Consider the following 25,366-nt stretch of genomic DNA (forward strand, 5'->3'; position numbering starts at 1 on the left):
GGTGCCTGGCAACAGGCATCCCTACCGCGAACAATGGTTCTGTGGCTGCGAGTACTTCCAGCATGAGCTGCCCTGTGATCCCAGCTCGCTCACCCGCTGGCGCAAGCGGCTCGGACCCGACGGACTGGAGAAGCTGCTGGCTGAAACGATCCAGGCCGGGCTGGAGAGCGGCGCGGTGCGGCCCTCCAGTTTGGAACGGATCAGCGTCGACACCACGGTGCAGCCGAAGGCGATCACCCATCCGACCGACGCGAAGCTGTACCTGAAGGCAGTACTGGCTCTGGTGCGGCAGGCCAAGAAGTGCGGTCTCAAGCTGCGGCAGGCCCACACGCGTTTGGCCAAACGCGCGGCCGTGCAGGTCGGGCGCTATGCCCATGCCCGTCAGATGCGGCGCATGCGCCGCGAACTGAAGCGGCTGAAGACCTATCTCGGGCGCGTCTACCGCGATATCGCCCGCAAAGTCGCCGGGGATGAGGTTCTCTCACGTCGGTTTGCTCCTCTGCTTGGCCTGACGGAGCGTCTTCTGATGCAGGAGCGCACGAGCAAGAACAAACTCTACAGCCTGCATGCGCCCGAGGTGGTGTGCATCGCCAAAGGCAAGGCGCATCGGCCGTATGAGTTCGGCAGCAAGGTCGCACTGGCGGTGACCAACCGCGAAGGGTTCGTGCTCGCCTCCAAGGCATTGGAGGGCAATCCGTATGACGGCCATACGCTCACCACGACAATCGATCAGGTCGTGGCCATGACTGACGTGGAGCCCGCACGCGTTTACGTCGACAGCGGCTATCGTGGGCATGATTATGCCAAGACGGATCGGGTGTTCATCACCCGGCAGCGGCGAGGGCTCACCCCGACGATCAAGCGGGAACTGCGACGCCGATCCGCGATCGAGCCGATGATCGGGCACATGAAGGCGGACGGGCGACTGGGACGCAGTCACCTGCTCGGAGCGGCCGGGGATGCGATGAATGCGCTCCTCGTGGCGGCCGGGCACAATCTCAGACTGATCCTGAACTGGCTCAGGCTTTTTGTCGCCTGGCTCATGGCAGCCCTGATCAGTTCATCCGCGCAATCGGATCCTTCTCAGGTCGCGTGAAATCCAGCGCCCGCCTCGTGCAGCCGCATTATTCAGGGCCGACTACCTAAGTTATTGAAAACGCACGATCGGGCATATGCGCGAGGGGCAGTATAGGTAAGTAAAACTCCTTGATGTGGCGCCCTCCAGTGCATTTGAGTTGCCGATCGCGAGTCCCACAGGGACGCCGATAGACGAAGCAATCGCAAGGCTGACGAGAATTCGTTTGAGGCTAACGAAGAGATGCGTCGGCAGATCGGAATTTGCGAGCAGCTCAACAAGGCGCTCGTCGGAGAAAACCGCCGGAGAAACCCATTCGGTTCTGCGAGCAGATTGGTGCCGCCCCACCATAGGACGAAGACGACGGCAAGTCCGCTGATGCCGAGTAAATCTCGCAGGAGGACCAGCCACCAGCGATTCTGGATTTATTCAATGTTCCCTCGAACCCTGATCATGGTTCCGAGTGGGTGAACTGTTGAAAAAGCTTCCAAACCGGCCCGCGATTGGATGACCCGTCAAATCCGTTACAATGTCGTTCGCTTTTGCTTTGGATTGTCGCTCTCAAGCTGACGATAGGCAGCTTCAGCGATGGCGAGTAGCCGGTCTCGCTCCAGCGCAGCAGAGATTGCATAGCCTAAGCCGTCCTTGATCCAGTAGAAGGTCGAGACCTCGCCGTCACGGGCAGAACGAAACGCCGTCTCCTCATTCTCCCGGACCTGAACATACAGCGTCACGCGCGTGCCTGCAGCGTCCTCAAACATGAACTGTGCGGCTGGCCCTGTGCCAGCCGGGAGCAAGCGTCCCCCCATCAGCCGAAAACCCAGATCATTCAGGTTCGGGATTTGCAACGGCGGGCCCAAGCGCTTTGAGAGCCATTGAATGAGCTGCTGTTCCTGTGATGCTGAGACTTCTACCGGGTGAGCGACCTCAACCGCAAACGTTCGATGCGCTGAGATGGCGTCGTCGGCCACCGGCGTACGCACCGTCTCGATGGGAGCTGTCGTAGGGTCGCCTGACCACTCATGAACTAACCACCCAAGCACCCCGCCCAACGCAATTAGCGCGAGTGCCGCCGCAAAGGACGTCACGCGCTCCCGTCTGCGGCGCCGGCGTTCAGCCGTAATGTTAGCAATCCTCAGCCGAGATGGGACAGGCTCGTTAGCCTTGAGCGCCAGGCGATCCCTGAGTGCTGCACGCTGCTTCTGGTAGGCGAGTACCCGTGCCGCCGCTTGGGGGGTCGCGGCCAGATAGACCCCTACGGCGGCTCGGCGCTCGACCGGAAGCCTACCATCAATCAAAGCATGGAGGTCGTCCTCACCGATACGCCGGTTGTCCTTCATTTCACTCTCCTCAGAACCAAGCCACGGTCCGTTTCGAGATACTGTCTCATCTCCTCCCTGACACGGCTCAACCGGAACCTGACTGTGCTGATTGGAACCTGGGGCACCTGGGCAGCCTCGTCGTAGGAGAGGTCCTCTATTCCGATGAGAAGATGAACCGAACGCTGCTCTTCGGGCAGCGGGTCGAGTCCCGTGTGCACATCGTGAGGGCCGAGTGCGCCATCCTGCGGTCCTTCGGGTATGGTGATGTTCTTCAACACGTCCGTGCCCTGGTGAGCATTGATTTTGGGCCATTGATCGAGGCTCGGCTCCGCATCCGACCTGATCGCCTCGGCTGGGCATTCGGGCTCGCAGACGCCGCAATCGATGCACTCGTCAGGATGAATGACAAGCACGTTCTCGCTCTCATAGAAGCAGTCGACTGGGCACACCTCCACACAGCCGATGTAGTTGCACTTGATGCAGTTCGCGGTGACGACATAGCTCATCGCGGGGTCCAGTTCACCGCGTGAGGTTCTCATGAGGCCGGGCCCACGGGTTGGACTCGATGCGTAACCTTGACCATCGTGCCAAGCGGAACCCGATCGTAGAGATCGACGATGTCCTCATTTAGCAAGCGGATGCAGCCAGACGAGACGGCACGACCTATGCTCCAGGGCTCGTTCGTGCCATGAATGCGGTAGAGAGTGTCTCGCCCATTCTGGTAAAGATAGAGAGCCCGGGCGCCGAGCGGATTGTCGAGTCCGCCTTCCATGAAGGCCGGAAGCTCTGGCTGACGTCTGCGCATCTCCTCGGGCGGCGTCCAGCCCGGCCACTTGGCCTTGCGCTGGACCCTGGCCACACCGGACCAGGCAAAGCCTTCGCGCCCGACGCCGATGCCGTAGCGAATCGCGGTATTGTCCTCCCTGGTCAAATAGAGAAAGCGAGGGCCGGTATTGATCACGATAGTCCCAGGCTGCTCCGAACCGTTGTACCGGACGAGCTGACGCCAGTAGGCTGGGTGGATGCGTCTCAGATCCACGATGGGGATATCGTGCGGATCGTCCGGCATCCAACCAACATACCAGCCAACAGTTGCCCTCGGAGCCTCGAGGTGCTGTGGGAGCGGATGGGAAAAGGCCGTAGCGCTATGAGCGGAAGAGAACACCGCCGCAACGCCGAGAAACGCGCGTCTGGAAATCATGGCCCACCTCGGTCATCAGTCGAAGATACCGCTCGAGATCACGTCGCCGTAGCGCCCTTGGTGGCCGAGAGGCACGCAGCCGAGATAAGTGCAGTTGCCGAAAACGACCAGCCATTGCTCCTTACCCTCCTTGACACGTGCGTCGTCAGGTTGCGGATCAATCAGAGCCTTGAGATCGACTTTCCGGGCATCCTCAATCTCCTTCTCAGTGCGAGGACGAACGAAGATCAGCCTGCCGCGCCAGAACACCTTGACAATCTGCCCTTCGGCAATCGGTGCCAGATCAAGTTCAACCGGCGCGCCGGACGCGCCGGCCAGGGCATCGGCGCGAGCGAGGAGATGAATGCCAAAGCGCCACCGACGGCACCCATCGTTCCCGTCGCTAGGAATAGGAAATCGCGCCGCATTGGTTCGTCATCTGGTCCGGCGAGCGTTTCTGCCACGTGACCCAGATCCTCCTAGGCGAGCGATACTTGCTGCAACCTCTATCGACTGAGGAGGTTGCCACCTACTGTACAATCAACCTACGCCTTCCAGTAAGTGGAAGGTCAAGGGCTTTCGCTATCTCCGATTCAGATAAAGCGGGATCGGTGTGCCAACTCAACGCCGCCACTCGAAACAATGTCTTGCGGTAATCTAGATTCGCCTTCCGGCCTGTCGGACTGGACTGCGAACGGAACCGTCTGCGCGTGCAGCCCGTAATCACCCCCAATCGATCGGCATTCCTCTTCGCTGGGGCTGCTGCCGTAGAGCCGCTCGCCAACCGCCTCTGCAGGGCTCTCGGCCCTTTGTCGAAGAACGAGTAGGATAGCGTAATCGAGGAGGTATCCTTCAGGCCGCGATCCGCCGCCAAGGCAGGGTCAACGTAGAAGGAGACCGGAAAGGCCTTCTCCTCCCCTCGCATGAGCAGCTGCTCGGTGAAGCAGAAACACTGGATCTTGTCGAAGTACTGACCGGCTTGAAACGGCACTACGTTGTAGGTTGCGGTGCCTAGCACCGGCCGATTGGTCTGATGGCGAGCCTTGTAGACGACCAGGGCGGTCTCGCCCAAAGCTATTTCGATCAGCGCTGGCGCCTCGAAGTTCCATCCCATGCCGGCGGGAACGGCCGCAAACCAAGCTACCGTCCACCAATTTCGGCAGGACAGTGCGCTAGTGTGGTCAGATGCTGAGGTGTTCTGCGGCATGGTCTATTCTCGACAGCTGCTATACCGCCTGCTCCGGTCTGGCCCGGCGGCCAGGTCATGTCATGGGGGCACGGCGCCGTGAGCAATGCCGACCGCTCCCGCCCGCCGGGTGACCTGAGCGTGAATATGGCCCATCGATCCGACCTGCCGACGGAAACAGGCAGGCGCTATCAGCGCGATGCCAACAGCGCATCGGCTTCGATTGGGCTTTCATCACAGCGCGTGCATCCTGCGGCCATGGCTATATTCACGTCATCTGCGCCCTCGGCATCTCGGGCGAGGCAGCAGCCCCGGTGCGGCGCGCTGCGCTGGCGTCCGACGTTTTTTGCACGCAGTATCATGCACAACCTAGGACACATATGATGGCGCATGGCACCAAACCCAGCAGGAGGCGCGATCCCGGCCGCGACCAAAGCCGGCGAACCAAACCAATGTGCTGGTGCTCCCAGGAGTATGGCGGCCACGATTAATGTCGTAGAGAGATATTGATGACATGCCTAATTGAAGCTTTTGGATCGAATTGCTCACTGGGCTTTCTTTTGGTATTCGAATTTCTCCATAAGTGGGTGGACGAGGCGCAGCGTATCCTTGGCCGCTCCGCCTATCTCAGACGACGAGCAACGCAAGCGGTTCGGTAATCCCGAGTGACAGCGCCTGTTGGTGGTATGGATCTTGCCACCCATGTCTGTGCCGTGCTGACGGATGTGCCGAATGAGCGGAACCGTAGAGACCGCGGTCGGAGCAGACGCGCGGCACCCTCGTGATCGCCGCTCACCAAGCTTTTGATACAAGCGAAAAGATTGGAGGGATTGAAGTTCAATGCATTGAATTGCGCCCGCATCACGCCGCTCCGATCAATCCCAAACGTAACGACCGCATGAATGAAATCACCACCGCCCGCGGGTGTAAATGTGAGACCGCAATCCTCACCCAGTTCACGCGTCTGGGCCTTGACCTCCTTGGTCGTCCCGCTTGTCAGGAAAATGCAGTTCAGCGTATCCAAACCCTGTAGCGGCCCCTTCGCCTTCATCACGTCCGGTGTGTCTCTTCTGGGATCGGCCGTGATCGAAACGAACTGGGCAGCATCGCGGAGCGACGTACCGTTCGCTTCTCGCTGGATCCCTCCGATTAGGTCGCTCTGAAGCGGGCACGTGTCGTTGCAAGCGGAAGCCGGCTCTCCTTGATCGAGCGCCGCCGGAGCCGCCTGCGACGGTAAACGAAGGCGATCATGGCGCAGCCGCCCGACCTGCTAAGTAGGTCGCCAAAAGTTCTGCAACAGCTTTCTGAGCCAGAAGTGTTTGGATGCCAGGCCAGCCTTGCGACGCGCCTGTTGCGGCGTCAGCATCAGAACCCAGGCCGCGGCATCAGCGGCGAGAGCATCGATGGACGCGGCCTGTCGGTTGGCCGCAATCAGCCGCTTGAGTTCGCGCCAGAGCTGATCCATCGGGCTTAGTTCGGGTGCCTGCCGGGGCAGCCACACGAAGCGAATGCGCAACCGGGTCGCCAGCGCCAGGGTTTGCGGGGCGGTATGGGCGCTGGCCCGGTCGCTCAGCAGCCAGAGCCAGCCGGCGCCGTGATAGCGGCGCCGCAACGTGCGCAGGAACGCCTGCGCGTCGGCCTGACCGGCGCGGGTGCGGATCAGCACCACGCGGCGAGCGGTGCGCAGGTCGATCGCCCCAAACAGCACCCGCTTGGCATTGCGGCCGGTGATCGGCACCACCGCCTGGGTACCCTTGAGCGCCCAAGTCGCGCGCAGGGGCGGGAACAGCCGCAGCAGCGTCCAGTCGAGGCACAGCAGCCGATCGCCCCTGTGCCAGCCGGCCTTCAGACGTCGGGTAATTCCCCCTTATATGGGCCAATACGTCAAGCGCTGGCAGGCGGTGTGCCGGATCGAAGTCAGAATTTGACCTGGCCGAGAGGGTCGAACCAAAGGAAGCCGAGTTCAAAGCCTGCCATTCTGGCATGGCGGCTCTCAGCTTGGGCGAGGCGGGCGGTCAAGTCCCGCAGCCGCTTCGCGGTGCGCCGCAGGCGCAGGGCTTGAGGGCCGGCCGAAGGTCCAAGCCATCATGGAGACTGCCCGAGGGCAACTCGCTCCGACACTGTCCGTCAAATCACGGTCGGGATTCGACAGTTTGCGGTGACGTCCGAGGCTGAGCCCGATGGCGCTCATGCGAACCGCTCGTCCGCATCACCTTATATCCGGTTGGGCCCAAGCCCTGACCATAATCCCGCATGCGTCGGGAACGGGCTCCGGGGTGAGCGCGACCATTCTTTTTCGCGGCATTGTTCCAGCCAGGGGGGACAACGCGGTCGCACTCCCCTCAGACATCACGCGCTGACACTCCCGCGCCAGCGCGCAAGCGGGTTCAGGGCTTCACGGCCACATCGGCTGGCAGGGCGCCTGTTTCGACATAGCGCCACAACAGGATCAGCAGCTTGCGGGCGAGCGCCACAATTGCAATGCGTCTGACCCGCCCAGTGGCCGACCCCACACGGCTGCGGAACCAAGCCGCCAGTGCACTGTCAGGCTGGTTGCGCAACCACAGCCAGGCGAGTTCGATCAGCGCCTTGCGGGCGCGGGCGTTGCCCGCCTTGGTGATGCCTTGCTCGCGCGAGCGGCGGCCGCTCGCAAACGGGCTGGGCGTCAGCCCGGCATAGGCAGCCACGTGGCGCCGGCTGGCAAAGCATCGGTAGAACACCTCCTTGTCGAGGACAGTTGCAATCTCAGAGCCGATCCCCCTCAGATGCAGCAAGGTCCCAAGCTTGGACGAGGACGCGGCTCGTGCCGCCGCCGCTTCGGCATCGCGCCTCGTCTCGACCTCGGCCAAGTGCCGCAGCACGAGTTCAAGCCAATCGAGCTGACGCGCGATCTCCGCCGACAGCCGCGGCGGCAAGAGCCGGCCATCTCCCGTGATCAGCTGCGCCAGGCGCAGGCGGCGATCCGGCCGCAGCGGCTCGTAGTCGTCGATTCCTTGCGTCGCACACAGCCCCTTGATCCGGTTGACCAGGCGAATGCGCTCCTGCAGCAGCGTGGCGCGCTCGCGACTCGGGCGACGCGCATCCTCCTCGTCCGGTGACGGTGGGCGGACCATGGAGCAGACCTTCGGCTCGCCGCGAGACCAGGCCATCAGCGCCCGCAGCAGAGCCTGGGCATCCAGGCGGTCCGTCTTGGCCCGCCGGGCCCGGCGGTCGACCTGCAGCGAACTCGGGTCCATGACATGGCTGCTGACGCCGTGCGCCTCGAGAAGGCGGTGCAGCCAGAACCCGTCGCGGCCGGCCTCGTAGCAGCACGATACATGTGGGCTCACGCCGGTGCGTCGTTCCACGCGGGTCCGGATGCGGGCAAGCAGGTCGAGCACCGCCTGTCCATCACCGGCGGGAAGCCGATGCAGCTCGATCTTCGCGGCATCGGGGGCGTGCAGCGCCACCAGCCAGGAGCGGCGGCTGAGTTCAAGCGCCAGAAAGATCGTGTGGGTGCTGTCCGAGACTGAAGCGTCGGCTGAGGGAGAGGAGAACATGAGCGGCCTCCAGGGTGAGGTGAGGTGACCGCCTTACTTCACCAGTTCGGCGGTCGCTGGCCCATGAGATCTTTTTCTGCGCCAGATGAGGCGCGCGCGCGACATAGACGTAGCGCGGGCGTTTCCAGCGATAGCCTGCCTCGTGCAGCCGGCGCCGCAGGGTCCGCGGGCTGACGGCGAGGCCCTTCGCGGCCAGGTCGTGCGCCAGCAGCGGCACCGTCCAGCTCGTGGCCTGGTAGCCGCAGCGGCGCGGGTCACGCGCCAGGGCCGCCGCCAGCCGCCGCGGCGTGAGGGTGTGATGCAGGCGCGGACGCCCGCTGCGCGGCCGGTCGATCAGGGCCGTGGTCTCATGCTCGGCCCGGTACTGCACCAGCCATCGGTGCACGCTGGAGCGGTTGACGCGGCCGCGGCGGGCCGCCTCGGCGACGGAATGCCCCTCGGCCACCAACAGCAGCGCCTCGAGACGGCGATAAACACGGGCCTCACGGGCGCCAGCAAGCGCTACGGCAAGCCGCTTGCGATCCGCCTCGTCGAGCCACGTCTCGGGAGAGTGATCATGTCGTTGCATGTTCCCCAGGGAACACCCGCAGCTCTCGCGTTGCAAGTCTTATGGCGACCTACTTAGCCGGCGTTCCATCTCGCGGCGAATTTTTTGTTCGGAGGGGCGCCCATAACAGAACGGCTCCCCGCCGATGAAGACACCGGGCGGGAATAGAACACCGCCACGTGCGGCCAGCTCCTGCCCCTCCGGCGAATTGATGTCCAAAATCGCGATAGAAAGCGGGAACTCCCGCGTCAGCCGCTGGAAAACAGCCCGGGCCTCCTCACAGAATCCGCAATAATCTTGCGTCAGTATCAGAACATCGATCGGCGGCAAGGCATCACTCCTTCCCAAGCCCACGGCGGAGGTCAGCCAGGAGATTCTTGGCTGGAACAAACATTGTGTAGTCCGGCGCGCCGCCATAATCGGCACGCCACTGAATGCGTCCGTCTGGTCCCACGACGATGAACGAGTGTCCGTTGTGCGTACCGCCCATCATGCCATACTTGTTCGTGCTGTAAGCCCGTGACACTGCCAGATCCGGATCTGACAGAACCGGCGTATCAATCTTGTAAGTGGCTTTCTGCTTTTGCAAGAGTTCAGCTGGGTCAGTGGTAACGCTGACGATCTGCTCGATGTGGAGATCCTGGAACTGCTTGATATTTCTTTCAATGTCCTTGATCTGCTCCCAACAAGGTGGGCACATCAAGCCCTCCTGGAAATACAACAGGACTGTCTTGCCCCGATAATCCGCTAGGTTGAATGTGCCAAACGTCGGCGAGCCCAGCCGGATTGGCGGTGCCAATTCGCCCGGCCCGGGACGGCCGACTTGGAAGTTGAACTTCCCGGCAGCCGATCCGGCATTGGTCCAGTAAAGAGCCGCCAGAGCGAGCACAGCCACGGCAGAGATTGCGAATGCCCTCTTCGACAGCCCCCAAGGCGGACGCTTCGCCAGCGATGCCTTAGCTGTGCTCGACTTCGCGGACTTGCTTGCTGTCACCATAGTCGTCTCGAGATGAGATTTGCTGCTGGTTGTCATGTAATGCTCCGGTGATGGGTGGAGCCGTCAGTTGCATGATTGCTCGCCAGCCGAGGAGGACCGCCGAGCCGAGGAGGACCGTGGCGGCGACCCAGTTTGGCACCGACGAGAACGCGTCAGCGAGGGCTCGTCCATATTGCTGCAGCAAAATGGTTGCTTGCAGCTGCCATCCGCTGCTTGCAGACATCGCCTCGTAGGCTAAGCCTACCCAAACGGTCCCCGCGCCCATTGCTGTCAGAAGGAGCCCGCTTGCCACTGCGGACCCTGAAATCGTGCGACGGACGGATCCAATTCGCCACGTGAACTGCCTTTGGCGGAAGAGCCAGCTGGAACGCCAATCGAAACGATCCCAAAGCACCGAAATGAGAAACAGCGGCGCTACCATCCCGAACACGTAAAGTGCGCCGAGGCCAAGGGCGACGATGAAGGACTGAGCGACGCTAGCGAGCGCGACCACGCCTGCCAAGACTGGCGCGCAGCAGGAGCTCGCTACGCCGGAGAAGACGCCCAGTGAGTAAACGCTAAGCGCTCCGGACCGATTGCCCGCTCGCCGGCCCGGCACCGGCAAGTGCATCTGCCCGCCGGCGAGGGTGTAGAGGCCCATCGCCAGCATTAGCAGACCGGCCGTGACATAAACCAAGCTATGCTGTGTGACGAAGAGCTGCCGGAGGGCTGAGGCCCCCATGGCGAGCGGCAGGATGATAGTGGCAATCCCCGCGGCGAACACAAGGGTCATGCCAACCAGCACACCTCGATTGCGGAACGAATTAGCGAAATAGGCAGGCAGCATCACCGAGATGCAACAAGGTGCAAACAGAGCGATCATCCCCGCCGCGAAGGCAGCGATCGCCGATCCGCCAACGAAAACGCTGCTATCCATGCTATTGCACCTAAGTTCGATATGATAGGGGCACGTTACCGATGGAGCGCGATCGAGCTCGTCCCATGGGGTTGGGATCAGATCCCCGCGCTGCTTGGCCTGCCACGGGCGGCCCATGATCGTCCAGCGACGCAGGCGCTGCACTCTTCTGGCAGGAATCCGTGGCATTGCCGTTGGTGCATAGGCCGAGCGCGCACATGGCGGCGCAGAGGGCGAGAGCCACGATGAGCGGCGCAGCCCCGATGGCCACAAGCCAGTTCCAGTTCATCACCGCGGCCCCGACGATAATAGCCGCGGCGGTGCCGATCAGGACCCGCCGATCCCGCATCAGATAGCGCAGGCAGAGTACGATATCCGTCCCGGAAGAAATATACGGTCCTCTGAACGCTGCAGTGGGCGTTCGGACGGCTTTACTTGCCGCAGAGGTACTCCCGCAGCATGGCGCATTTGTCTTACCGAATTGGCAGAGAGCGCCCATGATCTTCTCTCCTTTCAGGCCCTTATGTTCACGACGGAAGCTAGACTCCGTAAAATTTTCGCCTGATAACGCGGCTCGCTTTGTGTCGAGTTGACGATAGGTGGGAGACTCGGGGCAACCCGCCGGCGCCGCCCGGACGCGAGCGGGCTCCGGCGGTGATCCGGTCTGACCTCCATTCAGCTGGGGGGAGCCTTGCGGGTCCATGCCAAAGCCCCCAGTGCACCATCTGAGGATCAGTTCGGTAGGATGGGCGCACCGGTTACATCTTCACGTGGACGTGATTCATCCCCGGGCCGTGCCCTCGTTCGGCTTCAAGATCGGCTCCGTCCCAGACCGCCTCAACCAGATGTGGTTCAAGGCCGATCGGGAAGGTGCCTCTTACGGCCAGCGCTCGGAGCTGTGCGGGATCGACCATTTGCCTCTCGGGCGAGGCGGCAGCACAGCGACGCGCCTCTCAATCACAAGCCCGTGCACGTGTAACCGAATGCCCAACTGCAACGAACTGGAATGGGAGATGGCGGGGCCGCGGCGGCTTCGCCACGATAAGCCAGCTGTCTGCCTGATCATTGATGAGCGAGGGGATAGGCTCAATGCCGCAGCTGCGATTTGATGGAGCAGTAACTGCAGCGCTTGGGAGGCTTGCTATGAACGCGCGATTTTCCGAGCTGGGCGCTCGGATGGTCAGGTTTGAGTGCGCCTACAACCTGTTCAGAAACAAACTATGGCAAGACATCTTCTGTGCGGTCCCAGAGGACTATTCTGTGCCGCGCTTTCTCACGGCCGAGCGGTGGACGTTCGAATGCAAGGTGAGCACTGGAGAGCAGCGGCCGCCGGGGTTCAGGATCGAAGCGGCGCGCATTGGCGTGCGCTTCAACGGGTTTTATGTGTTCCAGGTCACCGGTCGCGAGCGATGTCGAGCGTCTCAGATCATCAGCATTGCAAGTGCCATTCCCAGACGCATTGGGTCCCCTCAGCGTCGCACGCCCCAGTTTGGGCCGCGATGAGAGCCATTTCGGCCGGGTTCAGACGGTCGGGCCCGCAGCCGTGCGCCTTTCCAGCCCGAACGCGGGGCGCGCCTGACCCTCAAAGGCCAGCCTGTTGTTTGCGTCGGGCTTGGGTGTCGTGCGCTGTAACTCGTTGTTCAACCCAGGTATAAACAAAGGAGCGCTAAGATGAACAACACCGATCAGACCAAACACTCTCGACCTGTTCGTGGGCGCTTGTCACGCTCCATGTTGGCACGCTGGGGTATGATTCTGGCGCTCCTGACCGTAGCGGTGGTCTTTCTGTTCGCCGGTCCGGAAACCGGCGGCGGTTCCTGGCCAACCGGCGGAACGGGGTTGATCCTCCTCCTCTTCCTGCTGCCCTGTCTGCTGATGCCGTTTCTGATGGGCCGCCGCCACAGCGGCACGTCGGAACGGAAGAACAGCGATGATCGAACCGACGGTTGATGAACCGCCCGGCGACAGAGACCCATATGAGTATACATAGGCTGACTAGCGCTGGGTGAACGAGGTGCCGCGAGTCTAAAGCGGCTGAATGGGTTTGAATGACTGAAGACGAATCGACAGTCCACCGCTGTTCTTGTTGACCATGAGGGGCAAGTTAGCGGCGGATGAGCGGGAGCAATCAATTTGGGTCCAGCTGGGACCGGTATGTGGTCTGAATATAGAAGCGCGCCAAATCCCTGGAGTGAGGAGATCGCTGATGGACATCGCTCTCCGTCCCCCGCTTCAGAGCCAAAAGGCGCCCGTGACGGGAGGGAGTTCCGGCATTGGCGCAACCATTGTGCGCTTTCACCGAGGCTGGAGCGACGGTGAGGATGACCTACTACTCTCATTCCGAAGCTTTCCGAAGCTGCCGAGCGCATTGCTGATGAAATCCGGCGGGCGGCGCGGCGACTGCGCTCAAAGCCGATGTGTCGGCAAAGAAGGATGTCCAGGCGATGTTTGCGGCTGCCAACAGTCCAGCTTCATCGCGAGCCCGGGTGCCTGAAGTTAAGGGCGACGCGAGTGCAAGCTCGACAGAGCCAACATGACCTCTCTCAAGGGCCCAGAGCGCCTAATCAAAAACGGGTCTAGGTAAGTGCTGCAGCACTTACGCCGCTTCAACGTCGGCTCGCACTGGCTTGCACGTTCACTGTACCTTCCCACGAGAGCAGGATTAAGCGGCCGGTCTGTGTCGCTTGTCGGACAACCCAAGCCGAACCTGATAGGAACAAGCATGGAGGTGCTGCCGTTTTAACTCGACCCCAGACCGGATAATGCTGTGGCCCACCTGCTCCGCTTCATGCTCAGCCGCCTCCTGATCGCGATGATTGCCTTCAGCCTCGCGAGCACGACGTGGCATGGAGTGGCCCAGGCGGCCAGCCATGGTCCCGCTGTGCAGGCTCGCGACGCGCAGGTCAGACACAGCCAAGCCGACCACCAGCACTCCGCTTCGGCCAAGGCCCATGCGGCGGGACAGAGGCACTGCCATCCCGCCTGTACGATGGCGACTGCTCCATCCCCCGCCATCCCCGCACAGACCTTTCTGTTCTCGGCTTCCCTTCCGGTCGCCCGTGACCTGATGCCGGTGCCGATAACTCCGTCCAGTCTCGACCACCCGCCCAAGCGCACCTGACATTTCCGCCTGCCACCGGCGCCCGCAGCATGATCGCGGGCCTGCGCTCAACCGGCCGCCCCGTCGGGCAGGCCAGTGCGCCAGGATCTTTCCCATACCGACTCGGCGAGCGATCCGGCGTTCCCGCAGCCCTGCCATGATCCATGTGGACGTCTATCTGACTTATGGAGACCACCATGCATCAGCTATCGCCTGAGATGCGGGCTTGCATCGACGAGTGCCTGCGCTGCTACCAGACCTGTTTCGGCACGGCGATGACCCACTGCCTCGAGCAGGGCGGCAAGCACGTCGAACCCGGCCACTTCCGGCTCATGATCGCCTGCGCCGAGATCTGCAAGACCGCGGCCGGCTTCATGCTGATGAACTCGCCGCACCACAAGCATGCCTGCCGCGAATGCGCCGAGATCTGCGAGGAATGCGCCCGCTCCTGCGAGCAGGTCGGCGACATGCAGGACTGCGTCGAGGCCTGCCGCCGCTGCGCCGAAAGCTGCCGCAGGATGGCGGCGTAACGGGCGGTCCGAAGAGCCTGAGCCCGGCCCGCCGGCCGGAACCCTCTCCTAAGCCCGGATCGCCTTACATCTCGGGCATAACAGGATCAGAACCATGACGGATAAGCGCAATCATCAAGCTCTTGAGAACTCGCATTCTCACGCAACGACACGGGAGACGTTCGGAGACGTCAAGCTCTACATTGGAGGCGGACACCTTGACTATTACCCTGGGACGGGGCGGCAGGACCTCGCCTTCGGCAGGGGCGGAAGCGATTTCCTGTTCGGCCGCGGCATGGACGATGATCTGCTGGGCGGGAAGGGCGCCGATTATCTCCGGGGCGGAGCTGGAATAGACCATCTGGACGGCGGCGACGGGCGTGATGCTCTGATCGGCGGTCTTGACGCCGATGGCCTTCGTGGCAGCAGTGGCGGCGACTACCTCGACGAGGGCATCGGCCATGGTGGCCTGGAGGGCGGCACCGGGAACGATACGCTTGTTGGGGGACCTGGCGGCGATGCCTTCATGATCTCCCCCGACAGCGGGCATGACATCATCAAGGACTTTGATGCCGGTCCCGGCATTCTCGATCACGTGGCCGTCCGCGCCATTGAGCCCGAAAATCTCCGCTTTGAGGATACCGACCGCGGCGTTCTGATCAGCTGGAGTGACGGCCAGGGCTCCGTCCTGCTCGAAGGGGTCCAAAAGACGGAGTTGGCTCAGGACGACTTCATGTTCGCCGACGACCGCAAGGTCATCCAGCCGACCAGCGCCGATGCGGACCACGTGACTGCGGTGGTGTTCATCAAGGATGAGGGCGATGCGCTCACTCCCCCGGCTCTTGGGGCCGACAGTGACGCGGCCGCATGGTTCCGCTTTGATGACTTCAACATCAAGTTCGGCGGCAGCGGCGACGATACGTTCCTGGGCACGGACCAGCGTGACTACTTCGCTGGTCTAGAGGGCAACGACCAGCTCTCCGGCGAAGGCGGTGACGACGACCTGCATGGCGGGGGAGGCAACGATGTTCTCGTTGCCGGCGACGGCATGGATCACCTGAAGGGCGACGACGGGAACGACCAGCTCTTCGGTGGGGCGATGGCCGACAACCTCATGGGTGATGCAGGCAACGACAGCCTCGCGGCCGGCGCTGGTCACGACATGCTGGACGGCGGCGTGGGTGACGATGTCCTCGATGGCGGTGACGGGGCCGACGCCTTCATCGTTTCTCCCGACAGTGGCAACGATGTCGTGATCGGTGGCTTCGACGCCGGGCCGGGCGCGTTCGATCACATCGCGTTGCGCGACATCACCCCTGACCAGGTCAGCGTGGAAGACGCCACGCGGGACGGAGAGACGGGCGTGCTGGTCAGCTGGAATACCGACGGGGATCCTGCCGCGGAAGGGTCGATTTTCCTGGTCGGCTTGTCGAAGAACCAGATGGCTCAGGACGACTTTATGTTCAATGCCGATGATGCGAGGGTGGGTGGTGTCATTGATGATCCTGCTATCACCCATGATGGATCGCAACTGATCTTCCAAGAAGAGACTGTCGCAACAGTGAGGCGTGACGGCTACTTCGAGCTTTAAGCCAGGCCTTATTCAAACTGGCGGGGAGGCGGGATGCGCCTCTCGGCGTATCCTTTGGTCAGTGTGGCTGAAGCCGGCAATTCGGCCAATCCTCACCACGAGACGCCGCATGATGACGGCGTCACATCTACGGCAGGGCCAAGGTGGCTCACCGCAACTTGAAACATTATCGGAGACTTGAGATGAAATATCTGCTTTCCACCACCTTCGCCAGCATTCTCGCCTTGGCTTCTCCCGTATCCGCACAGCAAAGCCAGAGCGGCGCACCAGCTGGCCAGATGAACATGTCGGCGGAGAGCCTACCCGAGGAGTGCCGGACCGCGGCGCAAGCCGGTGGCCAGAGGCAGATGATGCAGGGCATGGACATGCAAGGCATGTCGCAGACCATGCAGGGCATGATGGCCAACATGACCGAGGCCCAGAAGGGCTACATGCAAGCCATGATGAAGATGCGCGGCCCGATGATGATGGCCATGATGGCGAAGGATGCCGATGTTGCGTTCATCTGCGGAATGATCCCCCACCACCAGAGCGCTATCGATATGGCCCAGGTCGTCCTCAAGACGGGAGACAATGCCGAAGCCAAGAGAATGGCGGAGAAGGTGATCAAGGACCAAGGGCAGGAGATCGCCGAACTCAAGGAGTGGCTGTCGAAGAATGCCAAGAAGGAAGGCAACCAGTAAGGTCAAGGAGGCCCTGCGAGCCGTGGGGCCTCCTTTCAGGTCAGATATGGGCCGGCACTTCGCTCGGGGTGTAACCTGCCGCTGCCACGATCTCTTTGATAGCCGCCAAGTCCCCGGCTCCCTGGACGGAGACAAGCTTGGTTGCCGGGTCAGCCTGCACCTGCGTTCCAGGCAGGCTGGCCTCGATGGCCTTCGTAAGGGTGCCCGCGCAATGGCTACAGGTCATGTCCTCGACCCGCAGCGTTAGGGTGCCGGCTTCCTGGTTCGCCTCATGGGCTGCCCCCTGAGACTGATGGGTTGCACATCCGCACATGATCTCATCGCTCCAGTTGCGTGTTGACGGTTTGGGAAGTCTGCACCTTCCCACGGCGGCAAGGTCAAGGGGCTTTCTTCGGCATTGCAGGAACCGAGCTCGAAGCTGGTGCCCGCGAGCCAGAAAGTTGCCGATAAATGACTTGACCTTCCCATGATGGCAAGGTTTATACGGATTGCCAGACAGTTCTCCGAGGAGACGAACGTGGCCCATCAAACACCTGCGAAGCAGCACTCCGCCCCAGGAGCGACCATCGACATTCCCATCCAAGGCATGAGCTGCGCCTCATGCGTGGGGCGGGTTGAGAGGGCAATCCGTGCCGTCGACGGCGTGGATGCCGCCAGCGTCAATCTGGCGACCGAGCGTGCCCAGGTCGCCCTGAAGCCAGGCGTTACGAATGCCGTGTCCTTGGCAGTGGCAATCCGCAACGTCGGCTACGAGCCTATTGAGGACACCGTTGACCTGCAAATCTCCGGCATGACCTGCGCCTCATGTGTCGGACGAGTCGAGAAGGCACTGAGGACTGTGCCAGGCGTGCTCGACGCCACTGTGAACCTCGCGACCGAGCGGGCCTCGGTTCGCACCCTGGGTGGCTCCAACATGAGCGGGGCGCTCATCGCCGCGGTCAAGACAACCGGTTACGAGGCGGAGCCCGCCCGCAGCGGCGCGGAGCAGGCCGACCGGGAGCGCGCGGCCCGCGAGGCGGAGCTTTCCTCGCTGCGGCGGTCGGTGATCCTGGCCGCCATCGCGACTCTGCCGCTTTTGGTCTTCGAGATGGGATCGCACCTGTTTGAGGGCGTTCACCACTTCCTGGCCGGCAACATCGGCGACGATACGGTTGGAATCCTGTCCTTCCTCCTGGCGACCCTCGTCCAGTTCGGGCCGGGCCTGCGGTTCTACATCAAGGGTTGGCCGGCGCTCCTGCGCGGTGCCCCTGACATGAACTCGCTCGTGATGCTCGGAACGACTGCCGCCTATGGCTATTCGGTGGTTTCGACGTTTGCATCCGGGATCCTGCCGGAGGGCACCGACTATAGCTATTACGAGGCCGGTGCCGTCATTATCACGTTGATCCTGCTGGGGCGCTGGTTCGAGGCCCGCGCCAAGGGAAGCACCAGCGAGGCCATCCGGCGGCTCATGACCCTACAGGCCAAGACCGCCCGGATCCTGCGCGACGGCCAGGAGGTCGACGTCGGTATTGAGGCGGTGCGGCCGGGCGACATCGTTGTCGTGCGGCCGGGCGACAAGGTCCCGGTCGACGGCGAGGTGACCGAGGGCGCGTCCTACGTGGACGAGTCGATGATCACCGGTGAACCGGTGCCGGCCCAGAAGGCGCTCGGGGCGTCGGTCGTCGGCGGCACGATCAACAAGACCGGTGCATTCCGTTTCCGCGCCACCAAGGTGGGCGCCGACACCCTCTTGGCGCAGATCGTCCGCACAGTTGAGGAAGCGCAAGGCTCAAAGCTGCCGATTCAGGCCCTCGTGGACCGGGTCACGACTTGGTTCGTGCCGGCAGTGATCGGCGTGGCAGGGCTGACCTTTCTGGCCTGGCTCGTTTTCGGGCCGTCGCCGGCACTGACCTACGCCCTTATTAGTGCCGTGGCGGTGCTCATCATCGCCTGCCCCTGCGCCATGGGACTGGCCACTCCGACGTCGATCATGGTTGGAACCGGCAAGGCCGCCGAGATGGGCGTGTTGTTTCGCCGTGGCGAGGCGCTCCAGGCGCTCAAGGATGCGACCATCGTCGCCCTCGACAAGACCGGCACCTTGACCAAGGGCCGCCCCGAACTCACCGACATCGCCGCCGCGCCCGGCTTCGCCGAGGCCGACGTCCTGCGTCTGGTCGCGGCCGTCGAGACGCGCTCGGAGCACCCGGTCGCCGAAGCCATTGTCGCGGCGGCGCGGCGGCGCGGGCTCGACCTGCCGGCCCCGAGCGCGTTCGAGGCCGAGCCCGGCTTCGGCGTGCGGGCCGAGGTTGAGGGGCGTCGGGTCGATGTCGGGGCCGACCGCCTGATGCGCCAGATTGGCCTGGATGTCGCCGCGTTCGCCGCTGTTGCCACCCGCCTTGCGGATGAGGGGAAGACACCACTCTACGCCGCTATTGATGGCCAGCTCGCCGCGGTAATCGCGGTCGCCGACCCGATCAAGGCGACAACACCGGCGGCCATTGACGCCCTGCATCGCGTCGGCACGCGGGTTGTCATGATTACCGGTGACAACCGCCGCACGGCCAAGGCCATTGCCCGGCAACTCGGCATCGACGAGGTTGTGGCTGAAGTGTTGCCCACCGACAAGGCTGATGTCGTGAAGCGGCTCCAGGCCGGCGGATCGGCCCGAGTTGCCTTTGTCGGCGATGGTATCAACGACGCACCGGCGCTGGCGCAGGCGGATGTCGGCCTTGCCATCGGCACCGGCACGGACATCGCCATCGAAAGCGCGGACGTGGTGTTGATGTCGGGAGATCTGCGCAACGTGCCAAACGCGATTGCTCTGTCGCAGTCGACCATCCGCAACATCAAGCAGAACCTACTCTGGGCCTTCGGCTATAACGTGGTGCTGATCCCGGTGGCTGCGGGAGCGCTCTACCCGAGCTTCGGCATCCTGATGTCACCGATATTCGCCGGCCTTGCCATGGCGTTCTCCAGCGTGAGCGTGCTGATGAACGCCCTACGCCTGCGCCGCTTCGGCCCGCCGCTTTCAGTGGGCGGGACAGCGCTGCAAGCAGGGCCGGGCCAGCTCGCACCAGCAGAATAACAGGAGGGAGTGATGAACATCGGACAGGCGGCCGAAGCCTCGGGCGTCACGGCCAAGATGATCCGCTATTACGAAAGCATTGGGCTGATCGAGGCCCCTGCGCGCACGGAGGCGGGATATCGGGTCTACGGCTCCCACGATATCTATGCCCTTCGCTTCATCAAGAGGGCCCGAACTCTGGGGTTCTCCATTGAGGAAACTGCTGGGCTGCTCGCGCTGTGGCGCGACAAAAGCCGGGCAAGCGCCGACGTAAAGGCGTTCGCCCTTCAGCACGTGCACAATCTTGAGGCCAAGATCGGGGAACTCCAGGCGATGACGCGCACCCTGCGGCACTTGGCGAGCCACTGCCACGGCGATGCGCGTCCCAATTGCCCAATCCTTGATGACTTGGCCACCCTGGAGCCCGACAAGGCGCAAAAGGACAACAAGGGTGAGGCAGGACGTGTCCGAAAACCTCAAGCTGTCGGTCAGGATGGCCATGAGCCAAGCAAGCGCCGACGGACCAGTCCGCGGCAACCGACGGCTTAACCAACGGGCCTCCTCGGGCTTCATCGCTGGCCCGTCCTCAGCTAGCACCTCCGCTGTAAAAGCTGCCGCTTCCTTGCTGTGACTGACTGAGGGCTTCACCAAGGAGATCTTTGTTCATAATGGTGGAGGTGCGGAGATCCGAGGTGCTCCGATACTTCGGTGCCGCTGTAATATCACAGGGCCAGAGTTTGAGAATATGCAGGTGGTGGAGCAAGGGCAGGCTTGGGCGGGCGATCTGATCCGGCATTGGCGTGATGATCCCGGCGGAACCTACCGCACGTGGTTTCTTTGGAGGAGCGGATCAAGAACTTCCGCTCGATCCGGCGCGGCATTCAGGCGGTGATTGACGAGATCCGCACCGACCGCTTCGGCAATGCCTACCGGGGCTCGTCCTTGGAGACCGTGCTGGACTCGATCGCGGAGCAGCGTCAGGTGTTCAAGGGGGCCGCCCATGCCTTCATGTGGAAGCCCAAGCTGCGCATTCCGGACATCTACGAGAACCGCGATAACCAGATCGCCTTCGGGCACTTCCTTGATGTCTGCCTCTGCTGCAACGCCGAGGCCCAGATCGTGAGCGCCATCCACGCCCCGGACGCGAAGAAGATCAGGGGCTCGGCCCAGCGGCGGCGAACCTGCTGTACTTCCTCCACCCGACCATGGCGCCGCCGTTCAACACGGCAATCGTGAAGGACTACAACGCGCTGGCGGGCGCGACCGTCAAGCTCGGGCGCTGGGACGAGTACCTCGCCATGCACAAGGGCATCCTGGAGCTGAATGCCGCCCATCGCTCGTTGTTGTCGAACGACCTCGGGGCCGTCTCGGCCTTCCTGTTCGACGTCGGCTCTGGGCGCTATCCGCTTCCGGACCGGGACGGCGCCGGCTCGCTGGAGCACTGGCACCAGGATCTCGAGCAGGTGAGGGCGGAGTCCGCCGCCGCAAGCAGGGCGGCGCAGGCAGCCCGCGAGGCTGACCATACCCATGCAGAAATCCAGGGCTGGCTCCGGGATCTCGGCCTGGCGCTCGGTTACAGCGTGTGGGTCGCTGCCAATGACGGAAACCGCCCGTAGGCGCCGGGCGGCTCGCCGACGGGTGCCTTGAGCGGCTTCCTGACGCCCTGAGCTGCAACCCCGCAGCGGATGCCATCCGGCTGATCGATGTGCTCTGGGTCGACCAGTCCACCGGCGCCATCGTCGCGGCCTTCGAAGTGGAGCACACAGCGAGCATCTATTCCGGCATCGTGCGTATGCTCGACCTGGCCCTTGGCATCGAGGATGCCGCAGCGCGCAACTTCTTTCTTGTTGCACCGGACGACCGGGAGTCGGACGTCCGGGCGCAGTTTGCCCGACCAGCTTTCTCCCGGGTTGGGGAGCTGGATCTACGCTATCTGCCTTACAGCGAACTGCGCGAACACCGAGAAGCCATCGCCCGCTTCGGAAGCGGCCTCAAGGGTGTCCTCGCTATCGCGCGCCCGTTGCGGCAAGTTCCGGTTCTAACCAGAACCGGAACCGATTGACGGATGAGATCAGATCGGTTGCGCTTCTCGTTAGCGTGCGAAGGTCCTCTGGCCGGATCTTGCCCATCCTGACTGGATGACGCCGCTGTGAGGACCTACAGGGTGACAGGGGGTGACCCGCAGCGGCCGTGACGGGGCGGCATGGAGTCGGAGACCAGACGGCGGACATTACCTGACTGCATCACCCAGGGGCGAGGGAGATCATTCAATGATGCAGGGCATGACCGAAATGGGCTGGGTGGGCTGATAAGCTTGGTTTGGCTCTTGCTCCTGGTCATCTTGGGAACAGCTGTGCTGTTAAATATCTTCGGAGCTGAGGCCCCGCCAGGGGCAGGCCATGAGCCTGAAAAATCGGCTGGTGTTCCCCAGTAGTCACGGCGTCACGACCGTTGCCTTCGTCGCACGATAACTGCCTTTCAGGCGCTGTACCGTGGGTGAGGGGATGGCCGCACCGACCGAGCGGAGCAGGCCACCCCCATACTCGGCCACCGACACAGGCGTTCGGTTGCCTCAGTGGTCGTCCTGGTCCTCGTCATCATCGCCGAACCAGCCGCGCATCATGCCTCGGCCGCTCAGCCCCATCATGCCAGAACCCATCATGCCACGAGGCCGCATGCGGACGAGCATTTGGAGCCGCCGCTTTTGAGCATCGTCGAGTGTCGCGTAGAGCGGCGCCGCCGCATCCGCGAGTTCCCGGACGGCTTCGGCCCCTTGGCTCATCCGATCAGCCATGATGCGAAGCAGGCCGACCGAGTCGTCGGCCATCGTGCCCCGGCTCTGGCGCAAGCCCTGCATGTGCGTGAGGTGCAGGCGGGCGAGGCTCCGCATCGCCTCCTCGACGGGAGGCCACAGCTTCTCCTGCTCAGCGGACAGCTTCAGCCCGGCCCGGAGTGCCGCAATGTGGGCGTCCACGAAGGCGCTCATGTCGTCGGGCGAGAGACGGCCCATCATGCCCCTGCCGGGGCCGCCCATCATGCCGTCTCGCGTCCCGCCGCTGCCGCTTTGCGCAGTGGCTGATACACCAACTGCAAGGAGGCTACCCACGAGAGCCCCAATAAGGATCTGCTTTCTCATGATGGCTCCTTTCGCTCACAAGATCGTCGACAGATTACCTATCCTAGTCACGAAGTGGACCGTACGAATGGCCGCTTAATTCGGCGAGAGTATAGTTGATCGGTTCCCCTGTTGTTCGGTTCAAGGGCATACTAATCCATTCTTACTTTCGGCGTGGAGGGACGTGGCGCAGGCTCATGTTCTCAACGGCAGCGCTGCGCCTCGCGGACGAGCGTAAGATCCGGCTCTCGCTATGATCGGGTTCAACCCAAGACGGACCATCAGTGGAGAAAGATGATGAATCTCGACCAACTGGTAACAACCGCGGCGGCCATGGTGAAGCCCGGCAAGGGCATTCTGGCTGCCGACGAAAGCTCAGGGACGATCAAGAAGCGCTTTGACACCATTGGTGTCGAATCGACCCCAGACAACCGGCGCGACTATCGCGAGCTTCTCTTCCGCTCGAGCGAGGCGATGAAGAACTACATCTCCGGCGTCATTCTCTATGACGAGACGATCCGGCAGCTCGCCGCGGATGGGACGCCGCTGGTAAAGCTGATCGAGCAGGCCGGCGCCATCCCCGGCATCAAGGTGGATCTCGGCGCGAAGCCGCTGCCCTTCTGTCCCGGAGAGACCATTACGGAAGGTCTCGACGGCCTGCGTGAGCGCCTCACAGAGTATCATAGCCTCGGCGCCCACTTCGCGAAGTGGCGCTCGGTCATCGACATTGGCGACGGCATTCCGAGCGGGACGGCGGTGAAGGCCAACGCTCATGTCCTGGCGCGCTACGCCGCGCTCTGCCAGGAGCAGAACGTGGTACCGATCGTCGAGCCGGAGGTCCTGATGGATGGCGCACACGACATCGACCGCTGCGCCACCGTCACGGAATTCGTGCTGAAAACCGTCTTCCAGGAGCTTTACGAACAGCGCGTCGTGCTCGAAGGCATAGTGCTGAAGCCTAATATGGTCATTGCCGGCAAGATGTCGCCGCAGCAGGCTTCCGTGGACGAGGTGGCCGAGAAGACCCTCATGGTGCTGAAGCGCTGCGTACCATCCGCGGTGCCCGGCTTCGCCTTCCTCTCGGGCGGCCAGTCGGACCAGGAGGCCACGGCTCATCTTGATGCCATGAACAGGATCGGTGGAGTTCCCTGGAAGCTGACGTTCTCCTACGGGCGTGCTCTTCAGGCGGCGCCCCAGAAGGCATGGTCCGGCAAGCCGGACAACGTCGCCGACGCCCAGCGCGCCTTTACCCACCGCGCCAGAATGAACAGCCTGGCCTCCAAAGGTGAGTGGAGGAGCGACCTGGAAGAAAGGGCGACCTGATCCTGACCGGATCGATGGGGCGATTGCGCGATCAATGCGGATAGTTCCCGCCTTCGCCGAAGGCAACCGCGTGAACGATGCGAGACGCGTGAGATCGAGGGGCCTTGGAGAAAGCCCCTTATGCGCCCATCACCTGGAAACACCATCGTAGGTGACGAAGCCCATCATGCCGGCTGCCATGTGGTAGAGATGATGGCAGTGAAACATGAAGGCCCTGGGCTATCGGTATCGAACCCAACCATCAACGTGCTTCCAGGCGGAATGGGGGCTGTGTCGCGGACCACTCCCGCGACCTGAACCCCATCGATGCCGATGACCTGAAACCGATGACCGTGGAGGTGCATCGGGTAAGCCATCGGGCTCGCGTTGCGCATGGCGGTCGCGACCCGCTCGCCCTCGCGCACGCGAACCGGAGCCTCAAACCTAGATCGGCTCTCGGCATAACCTTATGGATCCCCTGCAATTCGGCCGTGATCATCCAATCAACTGCACGGATGCTCAATGGTGTCGCGGCGCGGAACTGCTTCTCAAGATCCAATCCGAGGACAGGTCCCTTGCGCTCGCCTGTCGCGGCGATCTTCTCGATGCGTGAGCCTACGGTGGCGAGGATAATGCCGGTTTCCCGATCCCCGGCCACGTGGAGATCCCTGAGTGCCAACTTGCGCCCACAGGACCCTGCGCATCACGAGGCCCCGGGCGGAGCGAAGAAGCAGATGATGCGCTTGTCGGAAAGCTCGCATAGATGAAACAGGGGGTCGGGTGACAGCTTTGCCATGCCTCGCGGCACGATCCGGCCATCCCACAGCTGCCAGCCCTTCGACGTTTCAAGCACCGTCTCGCCCTTTGCTTCCTCCAGATGCCTGCAGTCCCTTTGGCTGCAGCACGCGACAGGGTACCAGTCGTGCGCCATCGCCCCGGACGCGCTTGAGGCGAGCACCGCCATAACAAACCTCAGGGTTGCACGATGTGACATGAGGGCCTCCCGATGATGGATTTAACGCGCTGGAAGCCGGCCACTTCCGGGTCCTGCTATGCTTCGGGCAGCGCTGTTGCGCCGCGCCCCTGGAACCACGCAAGGCTGAACACCAGCCCGGCGAAGGACCGCGCCACCTTTGCGGCGGCCACAATGGCCAGAGGCCCCGGAAAGGGCCCGAGAAGCACGACCTCGGACTGGAGTGGCAGGACCGTTGCGACAGCAACGCCGCCGCGGACAAGGCCCCGTGCTCCAAGGGCGTGATTCACCGCCACGCCAGAAACA

26 protein-coding genes and 4 pseudogenes are annotated in these 25,366 nt (G+C 62.8%); 11 read left to right on the plus strand and 19 right to left on the minus strand.

Features of this window, described 5'->3' with window-relative positions; all coding sequences use genetic code 11:
• Positions 1–31: 31 nt before the first annotated feature.
• A pseudogene (locus JO965_RS40740) lies at positions 32–1,096 on the plus strand (IS5 family transposase); the annotation flags it as partial.
• A gap of 503 nt (positions 1,097–1,599) precedes the next feature.
• Here JO965_RS40740 and JO965_RS40745 read toward each other — a convergent pair.
• The 14 genes from JO965_RS40745 to JO965_RS40805 form a co-directional block, all read right to left on the minus strand.
• A complete protein-coding gene (locus JO965_RS40745; protein ID WP_203447412.1) occupies positions 1,600–2,415 on the minus strand; it encodes an anti-sigma factor in 816 nt (271 codons plus the stop codon).
• A complete protein-coding gene (locus JO965_RS49835; protein ID WP_203447413.1) occupies positions 2,412–2,903 on the minus strand; it encodes a sigma factor-like helix-turn-helix DNA-binding protein in 492 nt (163 codons plus the stop codon). The genes JO965_RS40745 and JO965_RS49835 overlap by 4 nt, the downstream gene beginning before the upstream one ends.
• A gap of 29 nt (positions 2,904–2,932) precedes the next feature.
• Positions 2,933–3,598 carry a L,D-transpeptidase gene (locus JO965_RS40755; protein ID WP_203447414.1) on the minus strand — a complete coding sequence of 222 codons (666 nt, stop codon included), beginning with the start codon at positions 3,596–3,598 and terminating at the stop codon, positions 2,933–2,935.
• Positions 3,599–3,613: 15 nt separating this feature from the next.
• Entirely contained in the window at positions 3,614–3,847 is a 234-nt protein-coding gene (locus JO965_RS49840) for a hypothetical protein (RefSeq protein WP_371827013.1), read from the minus strand.
• Positions 3,826–4,005, minus strand: a complete 180-nt coding sequence (locus JO965_RS49845; protein ID WP_371827027.1) for a ubiquinol-cytochrome c reductase iron-sulfur subunit N-terminal domain-containing protein — start codon at positions 4,003–4,005, stop codon at positions 3,826–3,828. The genes JO965_RS49840 and JO965_RS49845 overlap by 22 nt, the downstream gene beginning before the upstream one ends.
• Before the next feature lie 101 nt (positions 4,006–4,106).
• Positions 4,107–4,784 carry a cytochrome c oxidase assembly protein gene (locus tag JO965_RS40765; protein ID WP_203447415.1) on the minus strand — a complete coding sequence of 226 codons (678 nt, stop codon included), beginning with the start codon at positions 4,782–4,784 and terminating at the stop codon, positions 4,107–4,109.
• A 601-nt stretch (positions 4,785–5,385) separates the two neighbouring features.
• Positions 5,386–6,021, minus strand: coding sequence for an SCO family protein (locus tag JO965_RS49850; protein WP_203447449.1), 636 nt, complete (start codon positions 6,019–6,021; stop codon positions 5,386–5,388).
• Between the two features lie 12 nt (positions 6,022–6,033).
• A complete protein-coding gene (locus JO965_RS40775; protein ID WP_371827028.1) occupies positions 6,034–6,624 on the minus strand; it encodes a transposase in 591 nt (196 codons plus the stop codon).
• Positions 6,625–7,150: 526 nt separating this feature from the next.
• On the minus strand, positions 7,151–8,302 hold the full coding sequence (locus JO965_RS40780) for an IS110 family transposase (protein WP_203445034.1): 1,152 nt from the start codon (positions 8,300–8,302) through the stop codon (positions 7,151–7,153).
• Entirely contained in the window at positions 8,235–8,870 is a 636-nt protein-coding gene (locus JO965_RS40785; protein WP_246777262.1) for a helix-turn-helix domain-containing protein, read from the minus strand. The genes JO965_RS40780 and JO965_RS40785 overlap by 68 nt, the downstream gene beginning before the upstream one ends.
• A 39-nt stretch (positions 8,871–8,909) precedes the next feature.
• The gene (locus JO965_RS40790; RefSeq protein WP_203447416.1) at positions 8,910–9,179 is read right to left on the minus strand and encodes a glutaredoxin domain-containing protein; all 270 of its coding nucleotides are present in this window, start codon (positions 9,177–9,179) and stop codon (positions 8,910–8,912) included.
• A gap of 4 nt (positions 9,180–9,183) precedes the next feature.
• Entirely contained in the window at positions 9,184–9,846 is a 663-nt protein-coding gene (locus tag JO965_RS40795; RefSeq protein WP_203447417.1) for a peroxiredoxin, read from the minus strand.
• Complete coding sequence (locus JO965_RS40800; RefSeq protein WP_203447418.1) at positions 9,806–10,762, minus strand: cytochrome c biogenesis CcdA family protein; 957 nt, start codon at positions 10,760–10,762, stop codon at positions 9,806–9,808. The genes JO965_RS40795 and JO965_RS40800 overlap by 41 nt, the downstream gene beginning before the upstream one ends.
• 10 nt (positions 10,763–10,772) lie before the next feature.
• On the minus strand, positions 10,773–11,090 hold the full coding sequence (locus JO965_RS40805; RefSeq protein ID WP_203447419.1) for a hypothetical protein: 318 nt from the start codon (positions 11,088–11,090) through the stop codon (positions 10,773–10,775).
• A 424-nt stretch (positions 11,091–11,514) separates the two neighbouring features.
• Here JO965_RS40805 and JO965_RS48690 point away from each other — a divergent pair.
• From JO965_RS48690 to JO965_RS40835, 6 genes and pseudogenes are all read left to right on the plus strand, one after another.
• Positions 11,515–11,655: pseudogene (locus JO965_RS48690) on the plus strand (cytochrome c oxidase subunit II); the annotation flags it as partial.
• A 757-nt stretch (positions 11,656–12,412) separates the two neighbouring features.
• Complete coding sequence (locus tag JO965_RS40815; protein WP_203447421.1) at positions 12,413–12,691, plus strand: hypothetical protein; 279 nt, start codon at positions 12,413–12,415, stop codon at positions 12,689–12,691.
• Positions 12,692–13,508: 817 nt separating this feature from the next.
• Positions 13,509–13,862 carry a hypothetical protein gene (locus tag JO965_RS40820; protein ID WP_203447422.1) on the plus strand — a complete coding sequence of 118 codons (354 nt, stop codon included), beginning with the start codon at positions 13,509–13,511 and terminating at the stop codon, positions 13,860–13,862.
• Between the two features lie 176 nt (positions 13,863–14,038).
• The gene (locus JO965_RS40825; protein WP_203446769.1) at positions 14,039–14,371 is read left to right on the plus strand and encodes a four-helix bundle copper-binding protein; all 333 of its coding nucleotides are present in this window, start codon (positions 14,039–14,041) and stop codon (positions 14,369–14,371) included.
• Between the two features lie 94 nt (positions 14,372–14,465).
• Positions 14,466–15,941 carry a calcium-binding protein gene (locus JO965_RS40830; RefSeq protein ID WP_203446770.1) on the plus strand — a complete coding sequence of 492 codons (1,476 nt, stop codon included), beginning with the start codon at positions 14,466–14,468 and terminating at the stop codon, positions 15,939–15,941.
• A gap of 182 nt (positions 15,942–16,123) precedes the next feature.
• Positions 16,124–16,624: a DUF305 domain-containing protein gene (locus tag JO965_RS40835; protein WP_203446771.1), complete on the plus strand. Its 501-nt coding sequence runs from the start codon at positions 16,124–16,126 to the stop codon at positions 16,622–16,624.
• 40 nt (positions 16,625–16,664) lie between these two features.
• Here the strand turns inward: JO965_RS40835 and JO965_RS40840 are convergent, their stop codons facing one another.
• Positions 16,665–16,937: a heavy-metal-associated domain-containing protein gene (locus tag JO965_RS40840; protein WP_203446772.1), complete on the minus strand. Its 273-nt coding sequence runs from the start codon at positions 16,935–16,937 to the stop codon at positions 16,665–16,667.
• Positions 16,938–17,210: 273 nt separating this feature from the next.
• Here JO965_RS40840 and JO965_RS40845 point away from each other — a divergent pair, with 273 nt between their 5' ends.
• The 3 genes and pseudogenes from JO965_RS40845 to JO965_RS40855 all read left to right on the plus strand — a co-directional run bounded on the left by JO965_RS40845 (position 17,211) and on the right by JO965_RS40855 (position 21,732).
• Positions 17,211–19,691, plus strand: a complete 2,481-nt coding sequence (locus JO965_RS40845) for a heavy metal translocating P-type ATPase (RefSeq protein WP_246777272.1) — start codon at positions 17,211–17,213, stop codon at positions 19,689–19,691.
• Positions 19,692–19,703: 12 nt separating this feature from the next.
• Positions 19,704–20,219 carry a Cu(I)-responsive transcriptional regulator gene (gene cueR / locus JO965_RS40850; protein WP_203446773.1) on the plus strand — a complete coding sequence of 172 codons (516 nt, stop codon included), beginning with the start codon at positions 19,704–19,706 and terminating at the stop codon, positions 20,217–20,219.
• Positions 20,220–20,415: 196 nt separating this feature from the next.
• A pseudogene (locus tag JO965_RS40855) lies at positions 20,416–21,732 on the plus strand (type II restriction endonuclease).
• A gap of 510 nt (positions 21,733–22,242) precedes the next feature.
• On the opposite strand, the gene JO965_RS40860 reads toward JO965_RS40855, so the two are convergent.
• Entirely contained in the window at positions 22,243–22,806 is a 564-nt protein-coding gene (locus tag JO965_RS40860) for a Spy/CpxP family protein refolding chaperone (RefSeq protein ID WP_203446774.1), read from the minus strand.
• Between the two features lie 276 nt (positions 22,807–23,082).
• On the opposite strand from JO965_RS40860, the gene JO965_RS40865 reads away from it, so the two are divergent.
• Positions 23,083–24,108: a class I fructose-bisphosphate aldolase gene (locus tag JO965_RS40865; RefSeq protein WP_203447452.1), complete on the plus strand. Its 1,026-nt coding sequence runs from the start codon at positions 23,083–23,085 to the stop codon at positions 24,106–24,108.
• A 129-nt stretch (positions 24,109–24,237) separates the two neighbouring features.
• Here the strand turns inward: JO965_RS40865 and JO965_RS49855 are convergent.
• The 3 genes and pseudogenes from JO965_RS49855 to JO965_RS40880 form a co-directional block, all read right to left on the minus strand.
• Positions 24,238–24,512: pseudogene (locus tag JO965_RS49855) on the minus strand (multicopper oxidase domain-containing protein).
• 278 nt (positions 24,513–24,790) lie between these two features.
• The gene (locus tag JO965_RS40875; RefSeq protein ID WP_203446776.1) at positions 24,791–25,081 is read right to left on the minus strand and encodes a hypothetical protein; all 291 of its coding nucleotides are present in this window, start codon (positions 25,079–25,081) and stop codon (positions 24,791–24,793) included.
• Positions 25,082–25,137: 56 nt separating this feature from the next.
• On the minus strand, positions 25,138–25,350 hold the full coding sequence (locus JO965_RS40880) for a hypothetical protein (RefSeq protein ID WP_203446777.1): 213 nt from the start codon (positions 25,348–25,350) through the stop codon (positions 25,138–25,140).
• Positions 25,351–25,366: the final 16 nt, after the last annotated feature.

This window comes from Microvirga sp. VF16, from assembly GCF_016864375.1.
GTDB lineage: Bacteria > Pseudomonadota > Alphaproteobacteria > Rhizobiales > Beijerinckiaceae > Microvirga.